We start from the raw sequence: 17,868 nt of genomic DNA on the forward strand, positions 1-17,868 counted from the left end.
TTTATACTTCAAGCGCGGATGCCAGCGTCATGATGCGTTCCTGCGAGAACTCGTTGCGCTTCACCTCGCCGGAGAGATTGCCTTCGCACATTACCATGATGCGGTCGCAGACACCCATCAGTTCGGGGATCTCGGACGAAATCATGATAACCGCCTTGCCCTGCTGCACCAGCTTGCCGAGCAGCAGATAAATATCGCGCTTAGCGCCGACGTCAATGCCTCGGGTCGGCTCATCGAGAATGATGACGTCCGGATCGTTCAGCAGCCACTTGGCGATAACAATCTTCTGCTGGTTGCCGCCGGACAGGTTGCCCGCGATCTGGTCGCCGGAAGGAGTTTTGATATTCAGCTTTTTGATGTACTCCATGGAAGCGGCGCGTGCCTTGCCCTTGTTATAAAGGCCATGGCTGAGCAGCTTTTTGATGGCTACCATGGCGATATTGTCGTTTACCGAACCGCTGAGGTTCAGACCGGTGACCTTACGGTCCTCGGTGATGAGCGCTACGCCCTCCTTGATGATATCCTTCGGAGAGTGGACCTTGATCTTTTTGCCCTTGACAAAAATCTCACCCTGCGACAGCTCGTGCATACCGAAGATGCCTTCCACCAGTTCGCTTCGACCTGCGCCTACCAGACCGCCGATGCCGAGAATCTCGCCGCGGCGAACCGAAAGGCTGACGTCCTTTACCTTGTTGTCGGCGCGAACGATGTTCTTTGCCTCAAAGATCACATCGCCGATCTCCGCATCCAGCTTGGGGAATACATCGGTGATTTCGCGGCCGACCATCATCTTGATGAGCTGCGACTCGTCCAGATCCTTAGTATCGCCCGAGCCGATGTACTGACCATCGCGGTAAACGCTGACGCGGTCGCAGATGGAGAAGATCTCGTCCATGCGGTGCGAAATGTAGATAATCGCAACACCCTTTGCCGTCAGGCTGCGGATATGCTCGAACAGCAGCTCAACCTCACGGTCGGTGATAGCGGCGGTCGGCTCGTCCATGACAATGACCTTGGCGTTGATGGAAATTGCCTTGATGATCTCGATCAGTTGGCACTGTGCAACGGTGAGGTTGCGCAGCTTTTCCTTCGGGGAAACGTGCAGACCGCACTCCTTGATGAGCTTTTCCGCTTCTGCGATCTCTGCCTTTGCATCGACCAGACCGTTTTTGCGGAGCTCGCGTCCGACGAAGATATTTTCATACACGGACATATCCAGAATCGGGTTCAGCTCCTGATGGATCATGGCAACACCATGGTCCATGGCTTCCTTCGGGTTAGAAACGTGATACGGCTGACCGTTGAAGATGATCTCGCCGCCCTCGTCCTTGGTGTAAATGCCCATCAGAATTTTCATCAGGGTGGATTTACCGGCACCGTTCTCGCCCATCAGCGCGTGAACCTCGCCCGGCTTCACTTGAAGCTGCACATGATCAAGCGCCTTTACGCCCGGGAAAGACTTGCTGATATCTTTCATTTCCAGTACATACTCCATGCTGTTCTTCCCTCCTCATGTGTCATTTCTTTGTGATAATTTTATCAAAGCCGCCGAAATTAGAAAACACACAATCTTCACATTAGGGGTGATAATTTTTAGTTTTTTTACAAATACGGCACCTTGCTTAAAACACTGCATTTCAAATTGTGCAGATTGACAATATCTTTTGTGTACACCGATTCAAATGCACGCAGAGCAGCAGGTCCCTGCACAGTGCATTTCCTGTGCAGAGACCTTGGGAAACACCGCACAATTAAAGCGCTCTTGTTCAATTATAGTGAAGATTTCCATCGGAGTGAGAAACCGCTCATCTGAGTAGAGCTTATACATCACGGCAGTGTGGAAAGCCGCTATGCGGATAACCTGTTTTCACCGTTTCGATGCAGAAACAGTGAACCCAACGGCAAAATGAAAAGATGAGGTGCAGCTTATGAGCAGCAGAGATACAGAAAAGACGATAAGAGAGCTTCAGCAGTTCCTGCGCGAGCATGAGGACGCAATCACCGATGAGGACAGCATGCATCGTCTGGCGATAACCTTTATGTCGCAGCACAACAGCCGGTTGCAGCCGAAACAGACCGAGCCGGAAGACGCATCCGATTATCTGGAGCTGGCGAGCTATAGAAACCAGACCGTATATGCGGGTCTGCTATACCTATTTTCAAACATTGATCGAGTGCGGCATGATGCGCTGCGCAATCAACGAGGGAGAACGCCTGCTGAAGCTGTCCGAGGGTGATAGCCTCGGCGTTCGTTATCAGCTGATGCATCTGTACGCCTATACCGAGGACGAAATGCACGCGCTGGCGCTGCACAAAAAGTACGGCGGATATGAGGAAACGCAGATGCTGCTTCCGCTGGCCATTCTGTACTACAAGCAGAACCAGTTCGACAAGGCGAAAGACTATTGGAACCGCCTTGCTAAAGTAAACCGAGACACAAAGAAGTTCATGCGTCTGGAGGCGAAGCACGATGGGTACAGCCTGCATATGGAACAGGGAATGTACGGCTATCGGCCGGGCACCATTGAAGAACTGGTAGACACATATTTGAACTCGACCTATCTGTTCAATGCAACGCCGTATTTCAGCCAGTGGGCATATCAATATCTGCGCACGCAGACTGCCTCGAAGAAGAAAAAGCCGAAAAACGAGGAGTAAGTCCGAGAGCCGCAGCGAATAACGAAGATGACAAGAACCCGATACGGTGTAAAGCACGGTATCGGGTTCTTGTTCTGTTTCACAAATAGGACATGGGGCTACGTCCAAGCAGGTATTTTCCTCGTTATTCTTCTTCATCCGCACGTTCCGGCAGGATGAGCACCACGCGGAATATGCTTTCCCGCGGCTCGAACTCCACCGTTCCGCCAAGACGGTGGGTCAGCTCGCGCACCGAGGCGGTTCCGATTCCGCTGCCCGTATGCTTGCGCGAAAGGAACGCACTGCCGCGCCGGTTCACCTCGCCGTCATAGCTGTTTTCGAGCACCACATACAGCCGCCGAAACTGCTGCTTCATGTGCAGGCAGATGGACTTTTCCGTGCTTTCGGGCAGTCTCCAGCACGCCTCCAGCGCATTTTCCAGCAGATTTCCCAGTATGGTGCAGAACTGCACGCTGAACGCAGCGGTATCCTCGGACAGCTCGGCGCGAACCGACACCCGAATTCCTGTGCGCCGCGCAGAGCTGACATAATAGTACAGCATCGCATCCACCGCCGGATCGTGGCAGTAGCTTTCCGGTCGGGTTGCTTCGGACAGCGCAGTAATGCGGCTGATATACGTAAGCTGCGCCTCCGGATCGCCCGCCATACCCGCAATCGTGCGCAGATGCTGTCGGAAATCGTGCCGCTGGCGGCGGCTTTCCTCAATCTTCTCCGAAATCTGCGCAAAATGCGCCTTCTGCATGGCAAGCTGCCGCGCCATCTGCCGCTGCTCCTCCGTAAAGGTCAGGCTGCGTCGGTAGCCCTGTGCGATATCCTGCCAGAACACCGCGCCCAGCACGCACACCAGCAGCAGGCAGCCCCATTCATAAAACCATTTTCCGAGAATCGGCTCGTAGGCAGGCAGCAGGCAGTCCCACAAAAACAGCGTGCCGTAGAAAATATCCGCGCAGAACAGCGCTCCGGCGTGCCATTCCCGTCGGCGCGCCGCATAGAGGGCCGAGCCGAGCAGATAGACTGTCACCGCCAGCCGAAACAGCACCGTCAGATCAGAAAATGCTCGGATACTCCATTCGGACAGGTGCGCGGCACACACACCACACAGCAGCGCCGCACCACATATGCCGGCGCAGACCAGAACCGCCGCCTTGCGCACGGCATTCGGCAGCGCACAAATACGTCCATGCAGCAGAACGATCAGCAGCGTGGTCAGGTAGCCGCTGACCAGCTCGATGGTGTACCAAGGCTGCACCGGCAGCGCCTTCAGCGCATGAACGACCGGACCGGACAGCAGCACTGCCGCGCTCAGACTCAGCAGCAGAAACAGCCGTGAATTGGGCGGGCACCGCATGGAGCCGAGACACAGCCACAGCGCAAAGGACGCAAACAGCAGCATAAGTGTCAGCATAGCGGCGGAGATGCACACGCGCACCGCACGCTGGGTATTCACGCCCAGCGCTGTACCGAACGCCGGCGGATAGGTCATACCGCTGTATATCCAGCTTTCATCTCGCACCGCCAGCAGCAAGCGCACCGTGCCGCTGCCCTTAAAGCTGACCGCACGGTTTTGCAGCCGCGAGCGGTACTGCTCGGCGTTCGTCTCGCCCGCGGAGAGCACCAGCTCGTCATCAATATAAAACCGGTAAGCGGAAAAGATCTCAGGCAGCTCGATCAAATACCGCCGCGGCGTTTCGGGCAGCAGCAGCGTCAGCATATAGGTGCCGCAGCCATGCGGCGTCCGTTCCGTGCTGCCGAAAGCAAAATTGCTGTATGCGCCAATCTGCACTGAACGAACAGTGCTTTTATCGCGGTTTTCGCAGGTTTTCGGGGAAAGCAGCACATCGGGATAGAAATTCCAGCCGTTCCACAGGCTGCGCACCGGATACGCCGCCAAATCGTCCTCAGAAACGAACAGCGTTCCGGCGATTGCCTGCGGCGCAGACTGCGTATATTTGTTGTCATAGTGGTACAACAGCAGGCAGAACGCAGATGCCGCCGCAAATACCAGCAAAGCCGTCAGCAAACGGCGAAAGAACCGGCTCACAGGTGTTTCCTCCACCACATCAGACCGAAAACTGCCGCCAGCACGGCCGCGCCTGCAGCCGCAAACGGCAGCTTCTGTTCCGGTTCGGCAGGTGCTTCTGCCTCATCGGTCGTCAGCGTCATACCGTCCGGCAGGTCGATCTTCTCTCCGTTCAGCCGCAGTTCCACCTGTGCTCTGCCCTCTGCCGATCGAGTGAGCGTAACCGCAAGAGTATCTGCATCGGTCAGCTCCAGCGCCCGCAGCGTATCGACCGGAAGCGAAAAGGCAATACCGTTTTTATTCAGCGTCAACGGCTCGTCCAGCTCGATCAGCGCCAGCAGGCGCGTACCGGAAAGCACCGCACCGTCTGCGGTGTCCTGCTCAAGGACAGTCGCGGCCGGCTCCGCCGCAACCGACTGCTTGACTTCGCCGGACGGCGCGCCAGCGGGTTGCCGCTGCACCGGCTGTCGGCTCTCGGTCTGACCGCGCAGCACCGGCGGCGTCGGTATCGTTGCCTCGTCCTCAAGCCTTGACGGCGCAGCAATGAAAGGAACGGTGGGGACTGCCGTTTCCGGCTTCTCCGGTGCTGCGGGCGTCTCCGATTCATCGTCTGCAGGCAGGTCAGGCTCGGGTGCTTGAGCGGCATCTTCGGACGGCGTTTCCGGCTCGTCCGCTGCCGGTTCGGAGGTACTCGGTCGATGGTGCGAGCCGCCCGAATGTGAGCCGCCGGGCGATGGCTGAATAATATCCGGCAGATAGGTATCCTCACCGCCGCCGTCGCGGCTGCCCGCACTGTAGCCGTGCTTGAGCGGAGCGACGTCGTATGTAAAGGTCAGAATGCCGGTCTGCCCTCCGGGATATTCCACCTGCAATGCACAGGTCGTTCCCGATATCAGTCCGCAGGTCTGCGGATAGAGTTTCAGCGCGTCCGTCCCGACCGAAATCCCGCGCGTCAGCGCCTCCCATGCACCGTTTTCCCGCTTAAGCCATACCGTGAACCGGTCGCGCTGCGCCTTTTGCTCCTCGGTCAGCACCCACGGAAAAATCATCTGACCGCGTGCCGTGATAAACTCACCGATCTCCGGCTTTCCGGTCTGCTGTACGCTCACGCGACAGCGAATCATCGGCGCTTCCACGCCCTCGGCAAGCGAAAAGCACGCTCTGTCCTCCCCATCGACCAAAAGCAGCGGCGCCACAGCATCATACACGCCGGGCGTATTCCAATCGACCGCCGACAGCTCCCACGCTCCGGTGAAAAAGTCGTAGGGTGTGCCATCCGCATCATAGCCGCACAAGCCGTCTCTCGCATCACAGAAAAAGGCGTGCAGCGCGTTCGCATCTCCGCAGGCAATCGCGGCTACGTCAACATTCACCTGTGTGTCGAAGCGCGTCAGCACGATGGTTTTCGGTTCCGGTTCGGGCGTGGATTCGGGCGGTTCGGGTTCCGGCTCGATCAAAAAGCCGCTGTCCATATCGGGTTCTGACGGCTGAATCGCGCCGTTTTCCTCATTTTCGTCCGATACTTCCAGCGTTTCCTCGATGGTTTCCGTATCGGCAGGCTGATTTTCCGCAACAGCAGGCGGCTGCTCCGCGCCGTGCTCCGGCAGGTCCGGCAGTTCGTACGCCAATGCCGCGCCGGTACACGCTGCCGCGCACAGCAGCGGCAAAATCAGCTTCGCATATGCTCTCATAATCCCCTCTCCATTTCCCGCAGGGCAAACGCCTGAAAGCTGCGCAGCACCTCGCTGCGGCAGCGCCGCGCAATCGGCAGACGAAGTCCGTTATCCATAATAAAATCACTGCCCTCCTGCGCGGCTATATGCCCGAGTTGGATTAAAATACCGCGCCCGATGCCGAGAAAACGGTTGTCCGTCTCCAGCGGCGCGGTCAGTTCGGCAAAGGTCGCTGCACTCTCAATACTGTACTCACACAGGCGCACCACGCCATGCCGTGCGATCGACTCGATGCACACAATCTCCCGCCGGGAAAGCATCTGCACGCCGCTTTTGGTGGGTACAGTCAAAAGATCGGACGGATCGGGCGCAGGAAAGCAGAAATCCAACGCCTGCCGCAGGCGCTCCTCGGCAAAGGGCTTAACCAAATAGTAGGTGGCGCGCACCGCATAGCTTTCCAACATAAACTCCTGGCTGGTGGTAAGGAAAATGATCCGGCAAGCCGGGTCGCGGTGATACAGCAGCCGCGCGACCTCCATGCCGCTGACCTCGCCCATGTAAATATCAATAAATGCGGCGTCATACCGTCTGGGCACGAACGCGGCGGTAAATTCCTCGCCGGAGGCAAACTCCTCGATGGTGAACGCAGCGCCGCGCGGTGCAAGCTCCCGCTCGAGCGCCTCCCGCAGAACCGCGCGGTCGGCGGACAGATCATCTATAATTGCGATACGCAGCATACAACGCCTCCTGAATAAACTATTCCATTTTCATTATAGCACAAAAACAACGCGGTCGAGCAACCGTTTGGTCGCTAAAAGCAGCCATTCGGTAAAACCGCTTGCCGCGGGCTGGACAGCGTAGTTTACTATAATCAGCCAGACTCGATACGGAGTCTGTCTTTTTATGGCAATCCCGCATAATTGAACAAGAGCGATTTGTGAGTAAATTTTGCGTACTGATGAGGAGGAGAACATATGCATCTGGCACTGCTGGCACGATATCTGGACGGTGACTTGTGGGAGGCGCGGCTGTGCGCTGCTATTCCCGAAGAGCCTTTGCCGGTTGATGAATTCAACGCGCTTTCCGCGCTCTCCGGCTGCGCCGCCGCCTACGATGCGGCAGTTGTAGCACTGGATGGTCCGGACGGTCTGACAGCGGTACGCGAGTTGCGCCAGCGGGCGCCGCTGCTGCCGATCCTCTGGATCGCAGATGAGATGGAATACGCGGTGTTCGCGTTCCGCTATCGCGTGACGGCATTCCTGCTGCGCGATGCTTCCACCGCGGCATTACGCAGCGCGATCAACACCATAAGGAGGGAATCTGCATGAATATTGCCTGCTGCGGCATCAACCGCGAGCAGTTCCGCGCAGCAGAACAGGCGTGCGGCTGTCCGGTGCTGTATTTTGCCGATGCACCCGACCGGCGCGGCGACGTTCGGCTTGCCTATGCCCTGCGGGACGGCGTGCCGATCCGGCTGGCGGTAGTCGGCTATCAAGGCGCGGCGGGACTGACCGCGTGCGATTTTCTGTGCAGCCGTCTGCCCGGAGAGCGCATACTGTGGCTGTGCCGCCGGCCCGAGTTTTCCACAGAAGCGCGGCGGCTCGGCGTACACTTCTATCCCGTGGGACCGCCCGATACCGTCCCACCCGATCAAATCACACAGGAGCTCATCCGCCTGCTGCGGCAGCAGCCGGAATACAATAAAGGAGGCATATCAGAATGAAATACAAAAGAGGGATCAGCTTGACATTGACAGCGGCGCTGCTGCTGTCAATGCTGCCGCAGATCGTACTGCCAAAGGCAGCGGCAGCCAATATACCGGAGCGCGAGATCGACAGCAGCACCTATGCGGCGCTCGGTCTGTCGCTCAATGCCGAGGACAAGGGCGCGTCTCTGACAGCACCGTACAGCAAGGAGCACGTTTCGCAGGCGTTCACCGCCAGCGAGGTCTATGTTGCGGCGAGCGGTTCGCAGGCGAACCGCTACCTCATCCGGGACGGCTTCGACCGCATGGAGACCAACAACCGCGATTCCGCAATCGGCGGAAGCGATGTCAAGGGCAATCTGGCCGGCGCGTATATCCGCTATGCCGTCAACGGCTACGGTCTGCCCTCTGACAAGGGCAACACCTATGCCAGCAAGCTCAGCTCTAATTCCGCAAATGTGACCGATTACAACACAAACGGCTTTTCCGGCATTTATGCCACCAGCACCGCGTTCAACAAGGGCGACGGCAAGGATAATTACGTTGCCGAGCTTCGTGCTTACGGTCGCGGCGAAAAAACCACCATCGGCAGCAAAAAGTACGACGGTAAATTCGAACTCGCGCTGTTTAAGGTAAACGATAACGGCAAGCGTTCCCCTGCCGGTACGCTATCCCCGATCGCTACCGCAGAAATGACCTACGGCGACGGCATGGCGTACTTTACCCGCCGTTATGTGCAGGAAATGGACGCCATCATGGACGTTGCCGCAGCAGATGTGAACGGCGACGGCAAGGACGAGCTGTTCGTCTACGCCGGACGCTGGAAAGACGAAAACGGCACGCGCTACGCCTATGTGGACGTATTCGACACCGCTTCCATGAAATCTTCCATGAAACGCATTGACGAGTTAAAAATCAATGCCGGTAAATCATCCTCGTATCAGCAGGCAACGCAGTGGCAGTGGCAGATCGAGAAAATCCCGGTCGTGACGCTTGCCGGCGGCGACCTCGACCGCGACGGCAAGGAGGAAATTGCCGTTACCGCATCCGCACCGACCGACAACAGCAATGTGGCCTCGGCGGCGCACCTGACCGTATTCACCGAGGAATCCGGCACGCTCACGCCGGTCAGCAGTCTGGATACCGTATCGCTTGCCGATGGCGAGCAGGCGATGGTATCCGCAAACTGCGCGTTCGGCACGTTCTCCCTGCCGGATACCGGCATCACCGGTACGGTGCTCATCGCAGCGGGTTATCAGAGCAATAACGCCTCTTCCGCGCATGACTCCGGCGCGTATACGACCGCTGCGTACCGCTTTGCCTACTACGATCCGCAGTCGAAAAAGTTTAAGCTGTCCGAGTACCGCACACAGGCACTCGGTGACAGCGGCAAAAAAATCGCGCAAAGCTACATTGATGACCCGGATGAGGACTATTACCGTCCGGTCCATGCGCCTATCGCACTCGGCTGCGCGGATATGGAGGGCATCGGTGCAAACAACAGCAACGATGAGGTACTGCTCGGCGGAGAAATCTACGATTTTGACACCACCGGCGGTATCACGACCCAGCTTTCGTCCGTCAGCGTGTGCACCTCGCAGGTCAACATCAACGGCAAGAACAAGGCCAAGGAACAGGTCTGGATCAGCGATGTGCAGGCGGGCGTAGTGGATAGTAACCCATCCGGCAAAAGTGCGGTAAATCAGGACAACAAATGGCGCGAATCCTTCGTTTATGTTGCCGGCGTACACCGCGAGGAGCCGGTCAACGGCAGCGATGATTACTACTGGATGGACCTCGGTGCGGCATATCTGACCGGCGAAAAGAGCGGCGCGTCCAACGACACCAAAAACCACATATTCTACAGCACGCAGGAGGGCGTTATCGCGGAATCCAGCCGCCGCAATGACAATACGGGCACGTTCGTCAGTCTGGCACTGCCGGATTTCGGCAACGACTCGATCACCATGCGCTACGTTGCCGACTATACGGTATACACCAATCCCGAGGTATACGCCGTGCTTCAGGCCTCCCCGTACTTTGCCGACCTCAACGAAACGTATGACTACATCGGCAACGGCGGCACCGCCTACGGCACAAGCAAATCCACCGGCGACACCAAAACCGCAAGCGTTTCGCAGGCGCTCGGCGTATATCACTCGCTCGAGGTACAGGCGCTCGCCGGCGGCGAATACGAGGTTGAGCTGTCCGCAAGCTACAGCTATGACTACGCAGAATCGACCGAAATCGAGCACTCCGTCACCTACAACGCGCAGGCAGGCGGCGGCGATATGGCCGTTGTGTACACCATACCGTATCAGTACTATATTTATGAGATGTACGACCCGGACAGTAAGCAGTGGAGCACTACCATCCTGCCCGCAGCGCTCGATCCAACCGTTGCGGTGCTCGATGTGGAAAGCTATGACGAGATCGCCGCGGAAACCAAGGGGCTGGAGCCGATTTCCGGCAATCTGCTTTACTCCACGCCCGGTGAACCGGAAACCTATGCTAATCAACCCGCCGGTACGCGCGAGTTTACCTTTAACGGTGCCTATGCGCACACGGGCGCAAGCAGCACCACTGCCGATACCACGCAGGAGATCACCAAGACGACCGGCCAAGAACACAGCCACGCCTTTAATCTGGAGCTGAACTACAAGGTTGGCGGCGGCGGCGCACTGTTCGGCAACAAGGGCTATGTCGGCGTGACCGGCAGCACCGGTGCCGGCGGCGGCTGGAGCAAGTCCAGCGCGGAAGGAACGGCGTTCTCCGGCACGGTCGATTCCCTGCCTGCTGAGGCAACGCAGTACGGCTTCGAATGGAGGCTGATCGTCAACAATGCGCAGCTTGACGGAACACCGGTCTGGATCGTCGGCTACGAGGTCATAAACGTCACGCAGCCACCCAGAATGCCCCAGAATCTGACCGTTACCGAGGTCAGCACCAGCACGGTGGATTTGGAATGGGAATCCAGCGGCGGCGCAGCATATTACGAGATCAGCATGATTGACCAGCATGGCGAATACAACAAGATCGCAACAGTCCCCTATACGGTAACACAGTATCAGGTGACCGACCTCGATGCCAACACCGATTACCGGTTCAGCGTACGCGCGGTCAGTCCAACCAAGGGCAGCAGTATCGACAGCCCAATCGCCTACGCTACTACGCTGAACGGTACGGCGAATTTTGAGATCACCACCCACCCGAAGGACGCCTCGACCGCCGCAGGTAAAACTGCGACCTTCACCACCGCCGCGACCTACACCGATGACAGCGGCGCCAAGCCGATCAGCTATCAGTGGCAGGTGAAAACGACCGACAGCAAGTCGCAGTGGCGCGAACTGAAAAACAGCACCGGTGTTTCCGGCGCGAACGGCCCGTCGCTCACCATCACCGCTGCAGAGGAGATGAACGGCTATGCATACCGCTGCCGCGTGTATGTGAAAAACCGTTCGCTGTACACCAAATCTGCAGCACTGGACGTTTCTCGCGTGCCGACCAGCATTCAAATCACACCGAAGAACGGCACCGTTTGGCTGTCCGGCGGCACGCTGACGACCAGTGCGGGAACCACTGTCACCGGTCAGAAGGCGGTAACGCTGACGAGCGGTGATAAGACCTATTCCCTGCTCTCTGGCGGCAACCAATTTTTCTGGTTTGACGGTGCGGCGTATTACGCCTATAAAGGTCCCGCGCCGACGCTGAGCAATGGTCTGCTGGATAAGGACACGGCGCTTTCCGCCGACAAAATCGGCAGCGCTTTGGATATTCAATCCGAAGGACCGCAGGCGATCCTCACCGAAACGGACGCAGACGGCAAAACCGATACGAAAACGCTGGCGCTCGGCAATCCGGTCAGTGACAGCACCTCTATTCCCTATAATGGCGTATCGTACACCGCTGTACACAAATTCCAGCCGACCGACAGCGCGTATTCCGGCTACACCTTCTACGAGGCGAACGGAAACGGCGAAATCGCATATCTGTACACCAAGGACAGCGGCACGACCTACCTGCCGTTTACGCTGCGCTATGCGAGCACTCTTGTCGGCAGAACGGACGTCAACACGCTGGCACCGGTCTATCAGGCGACCGAAACCACCGGCACGAACACGAAAACCGAAAATATCACCGGTAAGCAATATCCGCTGACCGCCTCGGTATGGGAAAACGGCAGCAAGCCGACCGGCATGACCGGCACCGTCACCTTTATCATTTCCGGTGCGGGCATTGAGGGACAGACCCTTACCGTACCTGTCAGCGAAAGCCAGGACAAGTTCACCGCACTTCTCGATAAATTTGCCCCCAAGGGTGAAGGCGCGGCAACCATCACCGCCATGTACTCCGGCGATGACGTCTACGCGCCGAGCATCGCGTCCGTGAATGTCTATTTCGTGCTGAACAAGCAAAACCGCTCGGTGCTGTCGCTGACCGCACCCGCGAACGTCATCTACGGCGAGAGCGCAAATCTCGCCGCAACGCTGACCAGTCAAAATGGCACTTCGCAGAATGTCGCAGCTACCTATACGGTGGAAAAGCTGGTAAGCGGCCAGTACGTTTCGGCAGGATCCGCCACAGACTATACCCTCGAAAACGGCGTATTTACGCCCAAACTGGTGACGAACTACCGCATTACCGCAACCCGTCAGAATCTTACCGATTCCAAGGTTATTATCGTAAGCAAGGGCACGCTCACGCTGTCCGCTGCCGACACGAGCAAGGCGCTGAACGACACCCGCACGCCTGCCGCCGCAAAGGTTTCCGGTCTGGCGGCATGGGACAACGACACCCTAACGGCGGGTACGGACTACACGCTGACCTCCGAAGGCACCACCGCAGCCCTTCCGGGTAAATACCCCATCTATATCGCGCTAAAGGATTCGCAGAAGATTCAATCCTTGCAGGAGAAGTACAATATCCTGCTGAAAAACGCGGTTTACACGCTTTCCGGCGAAAGCCACACCGTAAACGCCAAGAGCGATACCAACGGCACGATTTCCATCACCTATCAGGCGGATGCCGCGAGCGCAGTGCTTCCGGTTTCCAGCGGCAGCCGACTGCCCAAAGGCAGCAAGGTGACCTTCACCGCACAGCCCAAGGCAGGCTACACCGTCAGCCGATGGAAGGTTGGCACGGATTACGTTGCAGACAGCGGCAGCACATATTACAACAATATCAGCTATACTATTAACAATTTGAGCGCAGATACCGATGTTTCCGTAGAATTTACCGCCGGAGCCAGCACGTTTACCTATCAATCGAATGACGATACCATGGGTACAGTTTCTGCTAACTACCTGACGGACGGCGCACTCGGCGGAGCGTTTACCTCGGGCGGAAACGTCAATTACAGTCAGACTATCCGCGTGTCGGCGCAGCCCAAGGACGGCTATGCGGTCGATCGCTGGGAGGTCAACGGCGAAACGCTCAAAACCGCAGACGGCACGCACAATTACACCGGCAGCACTTATACATTCGATAAATTCACCGAGAATGTGACAGTAACCGTATATTTTGTCGAAAACAGCCATCCGGTTGTGACCATTAAGCCGGTGGACAATGACGGCAAGCCGCTGACCGGCGCAAAAGTCTCGGTCGGCGGCACCGAGCTGACCGGCATGAACGGTGTATTCACCTATACGGCACACACCGGTGAAAATCCGGTCATCACCGTAACGCCGCCGGACGGTCTGCTGGTGGATTCGTGGACGGCAACACCTGACACAGCAGGCACGCTCAGCACCGATAACCGCGTCATGGCGCTGCATGATCTGCGCCAGAACACCACCTTCGTTGTAAAATGCACCGCACTCAACCGCTATACCGTAGCCTTTCAGGGCAAGATGGCGGACGGCTCCGCAATCACCGGTGCGGCAGGTACGGTATCGGCGGTCAAGCTGGGCGCAGGTGCGCTGACGAGCGGCGAAAGCCAGCTTCAAGGCTCGACCATTCAGTTCACCGCCCAGGCGAACACCGGCTATGAGATTGCCGACTGGAAGCTGAACGGCAACGCCGTTACGCCGACTGCAAGCGGTACCTATCAAATCCCCTCGCTGAACGGCAACGCTGCTCTGGTCGTAACCTTCCGTCAGCAGCCGAAAATCATGCTTTCGGCAGGTAAAAACGGCACGCTGACCTGCGGCTCGCATACCGACAGCAGCTTCTATCTGCCCTGTGGCAGCAAGGACGCGCTGACCTTCACCGCGCAGCCGAAGAGCGGCTATCGCGTTGCAAGCTGGATGGTAAACGGCAGCACGGTTTCCGGTTCGGCGGTTGTAAACTCGGATAACCAGACGTACACCTATACACCGAACGCCGACGGAATCACCGAGGATGTGACTGTTTCCGTTGCGTTTGAGAAGATCCCGACCGCAGAAATCACCTTCTCGGTTGTGGATACCACACCGGAGGACGACAATTCCGGCGAAAACGGTACGCTTTCCGCAGTTGCAACCCGCTACGAAGCGAATACCGCGCTCCGGAGCGGAGATGAAGTTCTCAGCGGCTCGACTGTTGCCTTTACCGCATCTCCCGCTGTGGGCTACAAGGTACAGAGATGGTATCTGGACAGCAAGGAGCAGGCAGGCGCGCCGACGCTCAACATCACGGATAGCGATAACGCGCACGAGGTCAAGGTACAGTTCACCGAGATCAGCAGTGCTGTTACCTTCGGCATTGCCGAAGACAGCGACACCGGTCATGGTGCAAGCCTGTCCGCCGCCTTCCTGCGTGCCGGCATGAGTCAACCCAATGCCATTGCCAGCGGCAACAACGTCACCGCCGAGGGCAAGCTGACCGTAACGGTCAAAAATCTGGATGACGGCTACAAAATCGCAGGCTGGACGCTGAACGGCGCCGTTTACGAGCAAAACGGCAAGCCGTATACCAGCAACAGCCTCGCTTGTGACGTTTCGGCAACACAAGGCGCGGATATCCGCGTAAAGCTTGAGCGCAAATCCTACGAAGTGACCTTCTCGGCGCAGACCGGCGGCGGCATTACGAATGATAAATCGCTGACGAGCGGCAGCACCGTCAAGGGTGATACGGAAATCAAGTTCACCGCATCCGCACCGGCAAGCGGCTACACTTTCATCGGCTGGAAGGTAAACGGCACGATGCACAAAACCGATGCAAAGGACTACACCCTGACCGTCACCGAGGACACCGAAATCATGGCGTGCTACGAAATCGCGGATGCGGAGTACACCGTAACCTACGGTGTACTCCCGACCAGCGGCGCGGATAACGGCACGCTGACGGTTTCCGGTCCGGACGCAGACGGCAAGGCAAAATCCGGCACACGCGTTGCGTTTACGGCAGTGCCCGATACGGGCTATATGGTCGAAAACTGGTACGCAGACGCAGCAGGCATCACTGCCATCGGTACGGAGGAAAGCACAACCTATGTCATTGACCCGCTGACCGGCAACACCTCGGTTTATGTCCGCTTTGTTCCGATTCCGACACACACCGTCACCGTCAAGATCAGCGGCAGTGGCGCGGTTTCCGCCAAGGTAAACGGTGAAAACGCTGCTATCACCGGCGGCACGCTGACCGTTCCGCACCATGCGGCGGTTGTTCTCACCGCGCAGCCGAGCAGCGGCGCGTATCTGACCGGCTGGATGCTGGACGGCGAGGCAGAAGGCAACGCACTGACATTCAACCTGAACAACGTGACGAAGGACCACACCATTGACGCAGCATTCGGCGTCAGCCAGATGGTAACGCTTACGACCGTCTGCGGTGACGGCGGCAAGCTGACCGTTAAACGCGCGGATGGCACGACCATTGACGCCTCCGGCGGCATTCAGGTACCCAAGGGCGCTCCGCTGACGCTGACCGCCGCACCGGATTCCGGTAAGATGGTTCAGGCGTGGACGGTAAACGACACGGCAGCAGACGAGCTCTCCAACACTTTCACGCTCACTCCAACCGAAAACAGCAAGGTGCAGGTGGATTTTGAAAATGTAACGTTGTTTGATCTGCCTGCCGACAACACAGAGTATACCTTCCGCACGAGTTCCAAAACACCCAATGATTACGGCACGGAACGTCAGATTCGCAAAGGCGGCACGATCGAATTTGCAATGCGCCCCGCAGAGGGATACCTGATCCGCAATCTGGATTTCCAAGGCGCTACGGTAACGCGCTGCGCATTGCAGACAGACGGCAGTTGGAGCATCCGCATGGAAAAGGTTGTCGGCACTATTACGTTTAAGGCCGACATCTATTCGATGGTTCCTCTGACCATTACCGCACCGCAAAACGGCACACTGACGGTCAAGCTGGGCGACACCGTTCTGACAGACGGCGCAAAGCTGGCGGCAGGCGATATACTCACCATTGCCGCAGATCCGGCAACCGGCTACACGCTCGATAAGCTGACCGTTTCCGGCGCGACCAAGCAGCCGGGCGGCACTTACAAGGTCGATGCGGCAGCGGTTTCCGTCAGCGCAAGCTTTAAGAGCACCGGCGGTACCTCCGGCGGCGGCGGTGGCACCGGTGGCGGCGGCGGAGCCGTTGCACCGACCACCTACGATATCGTTATCCCATCTGCACTGGCGAACATCGTCAAGGCGGATAAGACTAAGGCGGCGGCAGGCGACACCGTAACGCTTACGGTGTCCGGCGAGGGTACGCTGACCGTCACGGACGCGAACGGCAAGTCTGTTGCGTTGACCGACCTCGGCAGCGGCAAATACGCTTTCAAGATGCCGTCCTCCAAGGTCAATGTGGCGTTTGCCGCGTCCGGCGAAACCAAGCCGTGTGACGGCGGCAAGGATTGTCCGTCGGCACCGTTTAAGGACGTTGACACCGGTAAGTGGTATCATGTATCCATCGACTATGTGCTGACGCACAGCATAATGAACGGCGTTTCCGGCACTTCCTTTGCACCGAACAGCAATCTGACACGCGGTATGCTTGTGCAGATTCTGTTCAATCTGGAGGGCAAGCCGCAGAGCGCTTCGGCAAGCTTCTCCGACGTTAAGGCGGACGCATGGTACGCCAAGGCGATCGGCTGGGCAGCGGCAAACAAGGTCGTAACCGGCTACGCAGACGGCACGTTCCGACCGAATGCAGCCGTCACCCGCGAGCAGGCAGCAGCGATTCTGTACCGCTACGCACAGAGCAAGGGCATTGACGTAAGCGCAGGCGAGGACACCAACATTCTCAGCTACGCGGATATCCTGCAGGCAAGCGAGTACGCAATTCCCGCATTGCAGTGGGCTGTCGGCGCAGGCGTGCTGAATGGCAAGAGCGGCAACCTTCTTGCCCCGACCGGCACCGCAACTCGTGCCGAGATCGCCGCAATCATGCAGCGCTGGTGCGAGAAAATCGTTCAAAAGTAAAACCAAATACGCCGGATGGCATGAAAAAGGAGCAGTTATATACTGCTCCTTTCAGCTTGTCGAAAAAGTCAGATTTCTATTTTGTGCTTCGTGCGACAGCACGCATAAAATAGAATTTGCGCAGCAAATTCATAAAAACCGGGGGCGTGGTCCAGACCACCCTCTCTTGCCGCTATGCGGCAATTCACCTTGTGTACCTCGGTTTTTATACAAGGGAAGAAAAAATGTGTCCGGAGGACGCGGTTTTTCGACAGCCTCAAAGGAGCAGTTATATACTGCTCCTTTTCGCATATAAAATCACCCCATCTGTTAGATAGTATATCTTACGGTACATATCCCTTTTGTCAGCAACCCTTGTCCGGCAATTGCCATAGTATTTGTTTCTCAAAACCTGCTTTATAGACAGCTGCCTCATTGGCAGCTTTTTATAATAGACTTGTGCCGTCTCTATGCTCC

The 17,868-nt window shown here is 57.4% G+C and carries 9 protein-coding genes; 5 read left to right on the forward strand and 4 right to left on the reverse strand.

Annotated features, from left to right (window positions below; all coding sequences use genetic code 11):
* Position 1 precedes the first annotated feature (1 nt).
* Positions 2–1,495: a sugar ABC transporter ATP-binding protein gene (locus tag IEY11_RS12305; RefSeq protein WP_118481027.1), complete on the reverse strand. Its 1,494-nt coding sequence runs from the start codon at positions 1,493–1,495 to the stop codon at positions 2–4.
* Positions 1,496–1,928: 433 nt separating this feature from the next.
* Here IEY11_RS12305 and IEY11_RS12310 point away from each other — a divergent pair, with 433 nt between their 5' ends.
* Together IEY11_RS12310 and IEY11_RS12315 are read left to right on the forward strand one after the other, a co-directional pair.
* Positions 1,929–2,237 carry a hypothetical protein gene (locus tag IEY11_RS12310; protein WP_188886695.1) on the forward strand — a complete coding sequence of 103 codons (309 nt, stop codon included), beginning with the start codon at positions 1,929–1,931 and terminating at the stop codon, positions 2,235–2,237.
* The gene (locus IEY11_RS12315) at positions 2,182–2,658 is read left to right on the forward strand and encodes a tetratricopeptide repeat protein (protein WP_188886696.1); all 477 of its coding nucleotides are present in this window, start codon (positions 2,182–2,184) and stop codon (positions 2,656–2,658) included. The genes IEY11_RS12310 and IEY11_RS12315 overlap by 56 nt, the downstream gene beginning before the upstream one ends.
* Before the next feature lie 124 nt (positions 2,659–2,782).
* On the opposite strand, the gene IEY11_RS12320 is transcribed toward IEY11_RS12315, so the two are convergent.
* The 3 genes from IEY11_RS12320 to IEY11_RS12330 are packed head-to-tail and all read right to left on the reverse strand — an operon-like array spanning position 2,783 to position 7,088.
* Positions 2,783–4,699 (reverse strand): sensor histidine kinase, encoded by a 1,917-nt coding sequence (locus tag IEY11_RS12320; RefSeq protein WP_188886697.1) that lies wholly within the window; start codon positions 4,697–4,699, stop codon positions 2,783–2,785.
* The gene (locus tag IEY11_RS12325) at positions 4,696–6,369 is read right to left on the reverse strand and encodes a hypothetical protein (protein WP_188886698.1); all 1,674 of its coding nucleotides are present in this window, start codon (positions 6,367–6,369) and stop codon (positions 4,696–4,698) included. Before IEY11_RS12325 ends, IEY11_RS12320 begins: the two co-directional genes overlap by 4 nt.
* The gene (locus tag IEY11_RS12330; protein WP_118729970.1) at positions 6,366–7,088 is read right to left on the reverse strand and encodes a LytR/AlgR family response regulator transcription factor; all 723 of its coding nucleotides are present in this window, start codon (positions 7,086–7,088) and stop codon (positions 6,366–6,368) included. The genes IEY11_RS12325 and IEY11_RS12330 overlap by 4 nt, the downstream gene beginning before the upstream one ends.
* A 237-nt stretch (positions 7,089–7,325) precedes the next feature.
* Here IEY11_RS12330 and IEY11_RS12335 point away from each other — a divergent pair, with 237 nt between their 5' ends.
* The 3 genes from IEY11_RS12335 to IEY11_RS12345 are packed head-to-tail and all read left to right on the forward strand — an operon-like array spanning position 7,326 to position 17,412.
* A complete protein-coding gene (locus IEY11_RS12335; protein ID WP_118729971.1) occupies positions 7,326–7,679 on the forward strand; it encodes a response regulator in 354 nt (117 codons plus the stop codon).
* Positions 7,676–8,074, forward strand: coding sequence for a hypothetical protein (locus IEY11_RS12340; RefSeq protein ID WP_188886699.1), 399 nt, complete (start codon positions 7,676–7,678; stop codon positions 8,072–8,074). Before IEY11_RS12335 ends, IEY11_RS12340 begins: the two co-directional genes overlap by 4 nt.
* Entirely contained in the window at positions 8,071–17,412 is a 9,342-nt protein-coding gene (locus tag IEY11_RS12345; RefSeq protein ID WP_188886700.1) for an InlB B-repeat-containing protein, read from the forward strand. The genes IEY11_RS12340 and IEY11_RS12345 overlap by 4 nt, the downstream gene beginning before the upstream one ends.
* Positions 17,413–17,868 lie beyond the last annotated feature (456 nt).

The sequence above is a fragment of the Butyricicoccus faecihominis genome, from assembly GCF_014648015.1.
In the GTDB taxonomy this organism is placed as follows: Bacteria; Bacillota; Clostridia; order Oscillospirales; family Butyricicoccaceae; genus Agathobaculum; species Agathobaculum butyriciproducens.

What these genes read in the sequence shown, in the direction of transcription:
- IEY11_RS12305 (WP_118481027.1), bottom strand. Translation starts at nt 1,495, where the DNA reads ATGGAGTATGTACTGGAAATGAAAGATATCAGCAAGTCTTTCCCGGGC.
- IEY11_RS12345 (WP_188886700.1), top strand. Translation starts at nt 8,071, where the DNA reads ATGAAATACAAAAGAGGGATCAGCTTGACATTGACAGCGGCGCTGCTG.
- IEY11_RS12340 (WP_188886699.1), top strand. Translation starts at nt 7,676, where the DNA reads ATGAATATTGCCTGCTGCGGCATCAACCGCGAGCAGTTCCGCGCAGCA.
- IEY11_RS12315 (WP_188886696.1), top strand. Translation starts at nt 2,182, where the DNA reads ATGATGCGCTGCGCAATCAACGAGGGAGAACGCCTGCTGAAGCTGTCC.
- IEY11_RS12330 (WP_118729970.1), bottom strand. Translation starts at nt 7,088, where the DNA reads ATGCTGCGTATCGCAATTATAGATGATCTGTCCGCCGACCGCGCGGTT.
- IEY11_RS12310 (WP_188886695.1), top strand. Translation starts at nt 1,929, where the DNA reads ATGAGCAGCAGAGATACAGAAAAGACGATAAGAGAGCTTCAGCAGTTC.
- IEY11_RS12325 (WP_188886698.1), bottom strand. Translation starts at nt 6,369, where the DNA reads ATGAGAGCATATGCGAAGCTGATTTTGCCGCTGCTGTGCGCGGCAGCG.
- IEY11_RS12335 (WP_118729971.1), top strand. Translation starts at nt 7,326, where the DNA reads ATGCATCTGGCACTGCTGGCACGATATCTGGACGGTGACTTGTGGGAG.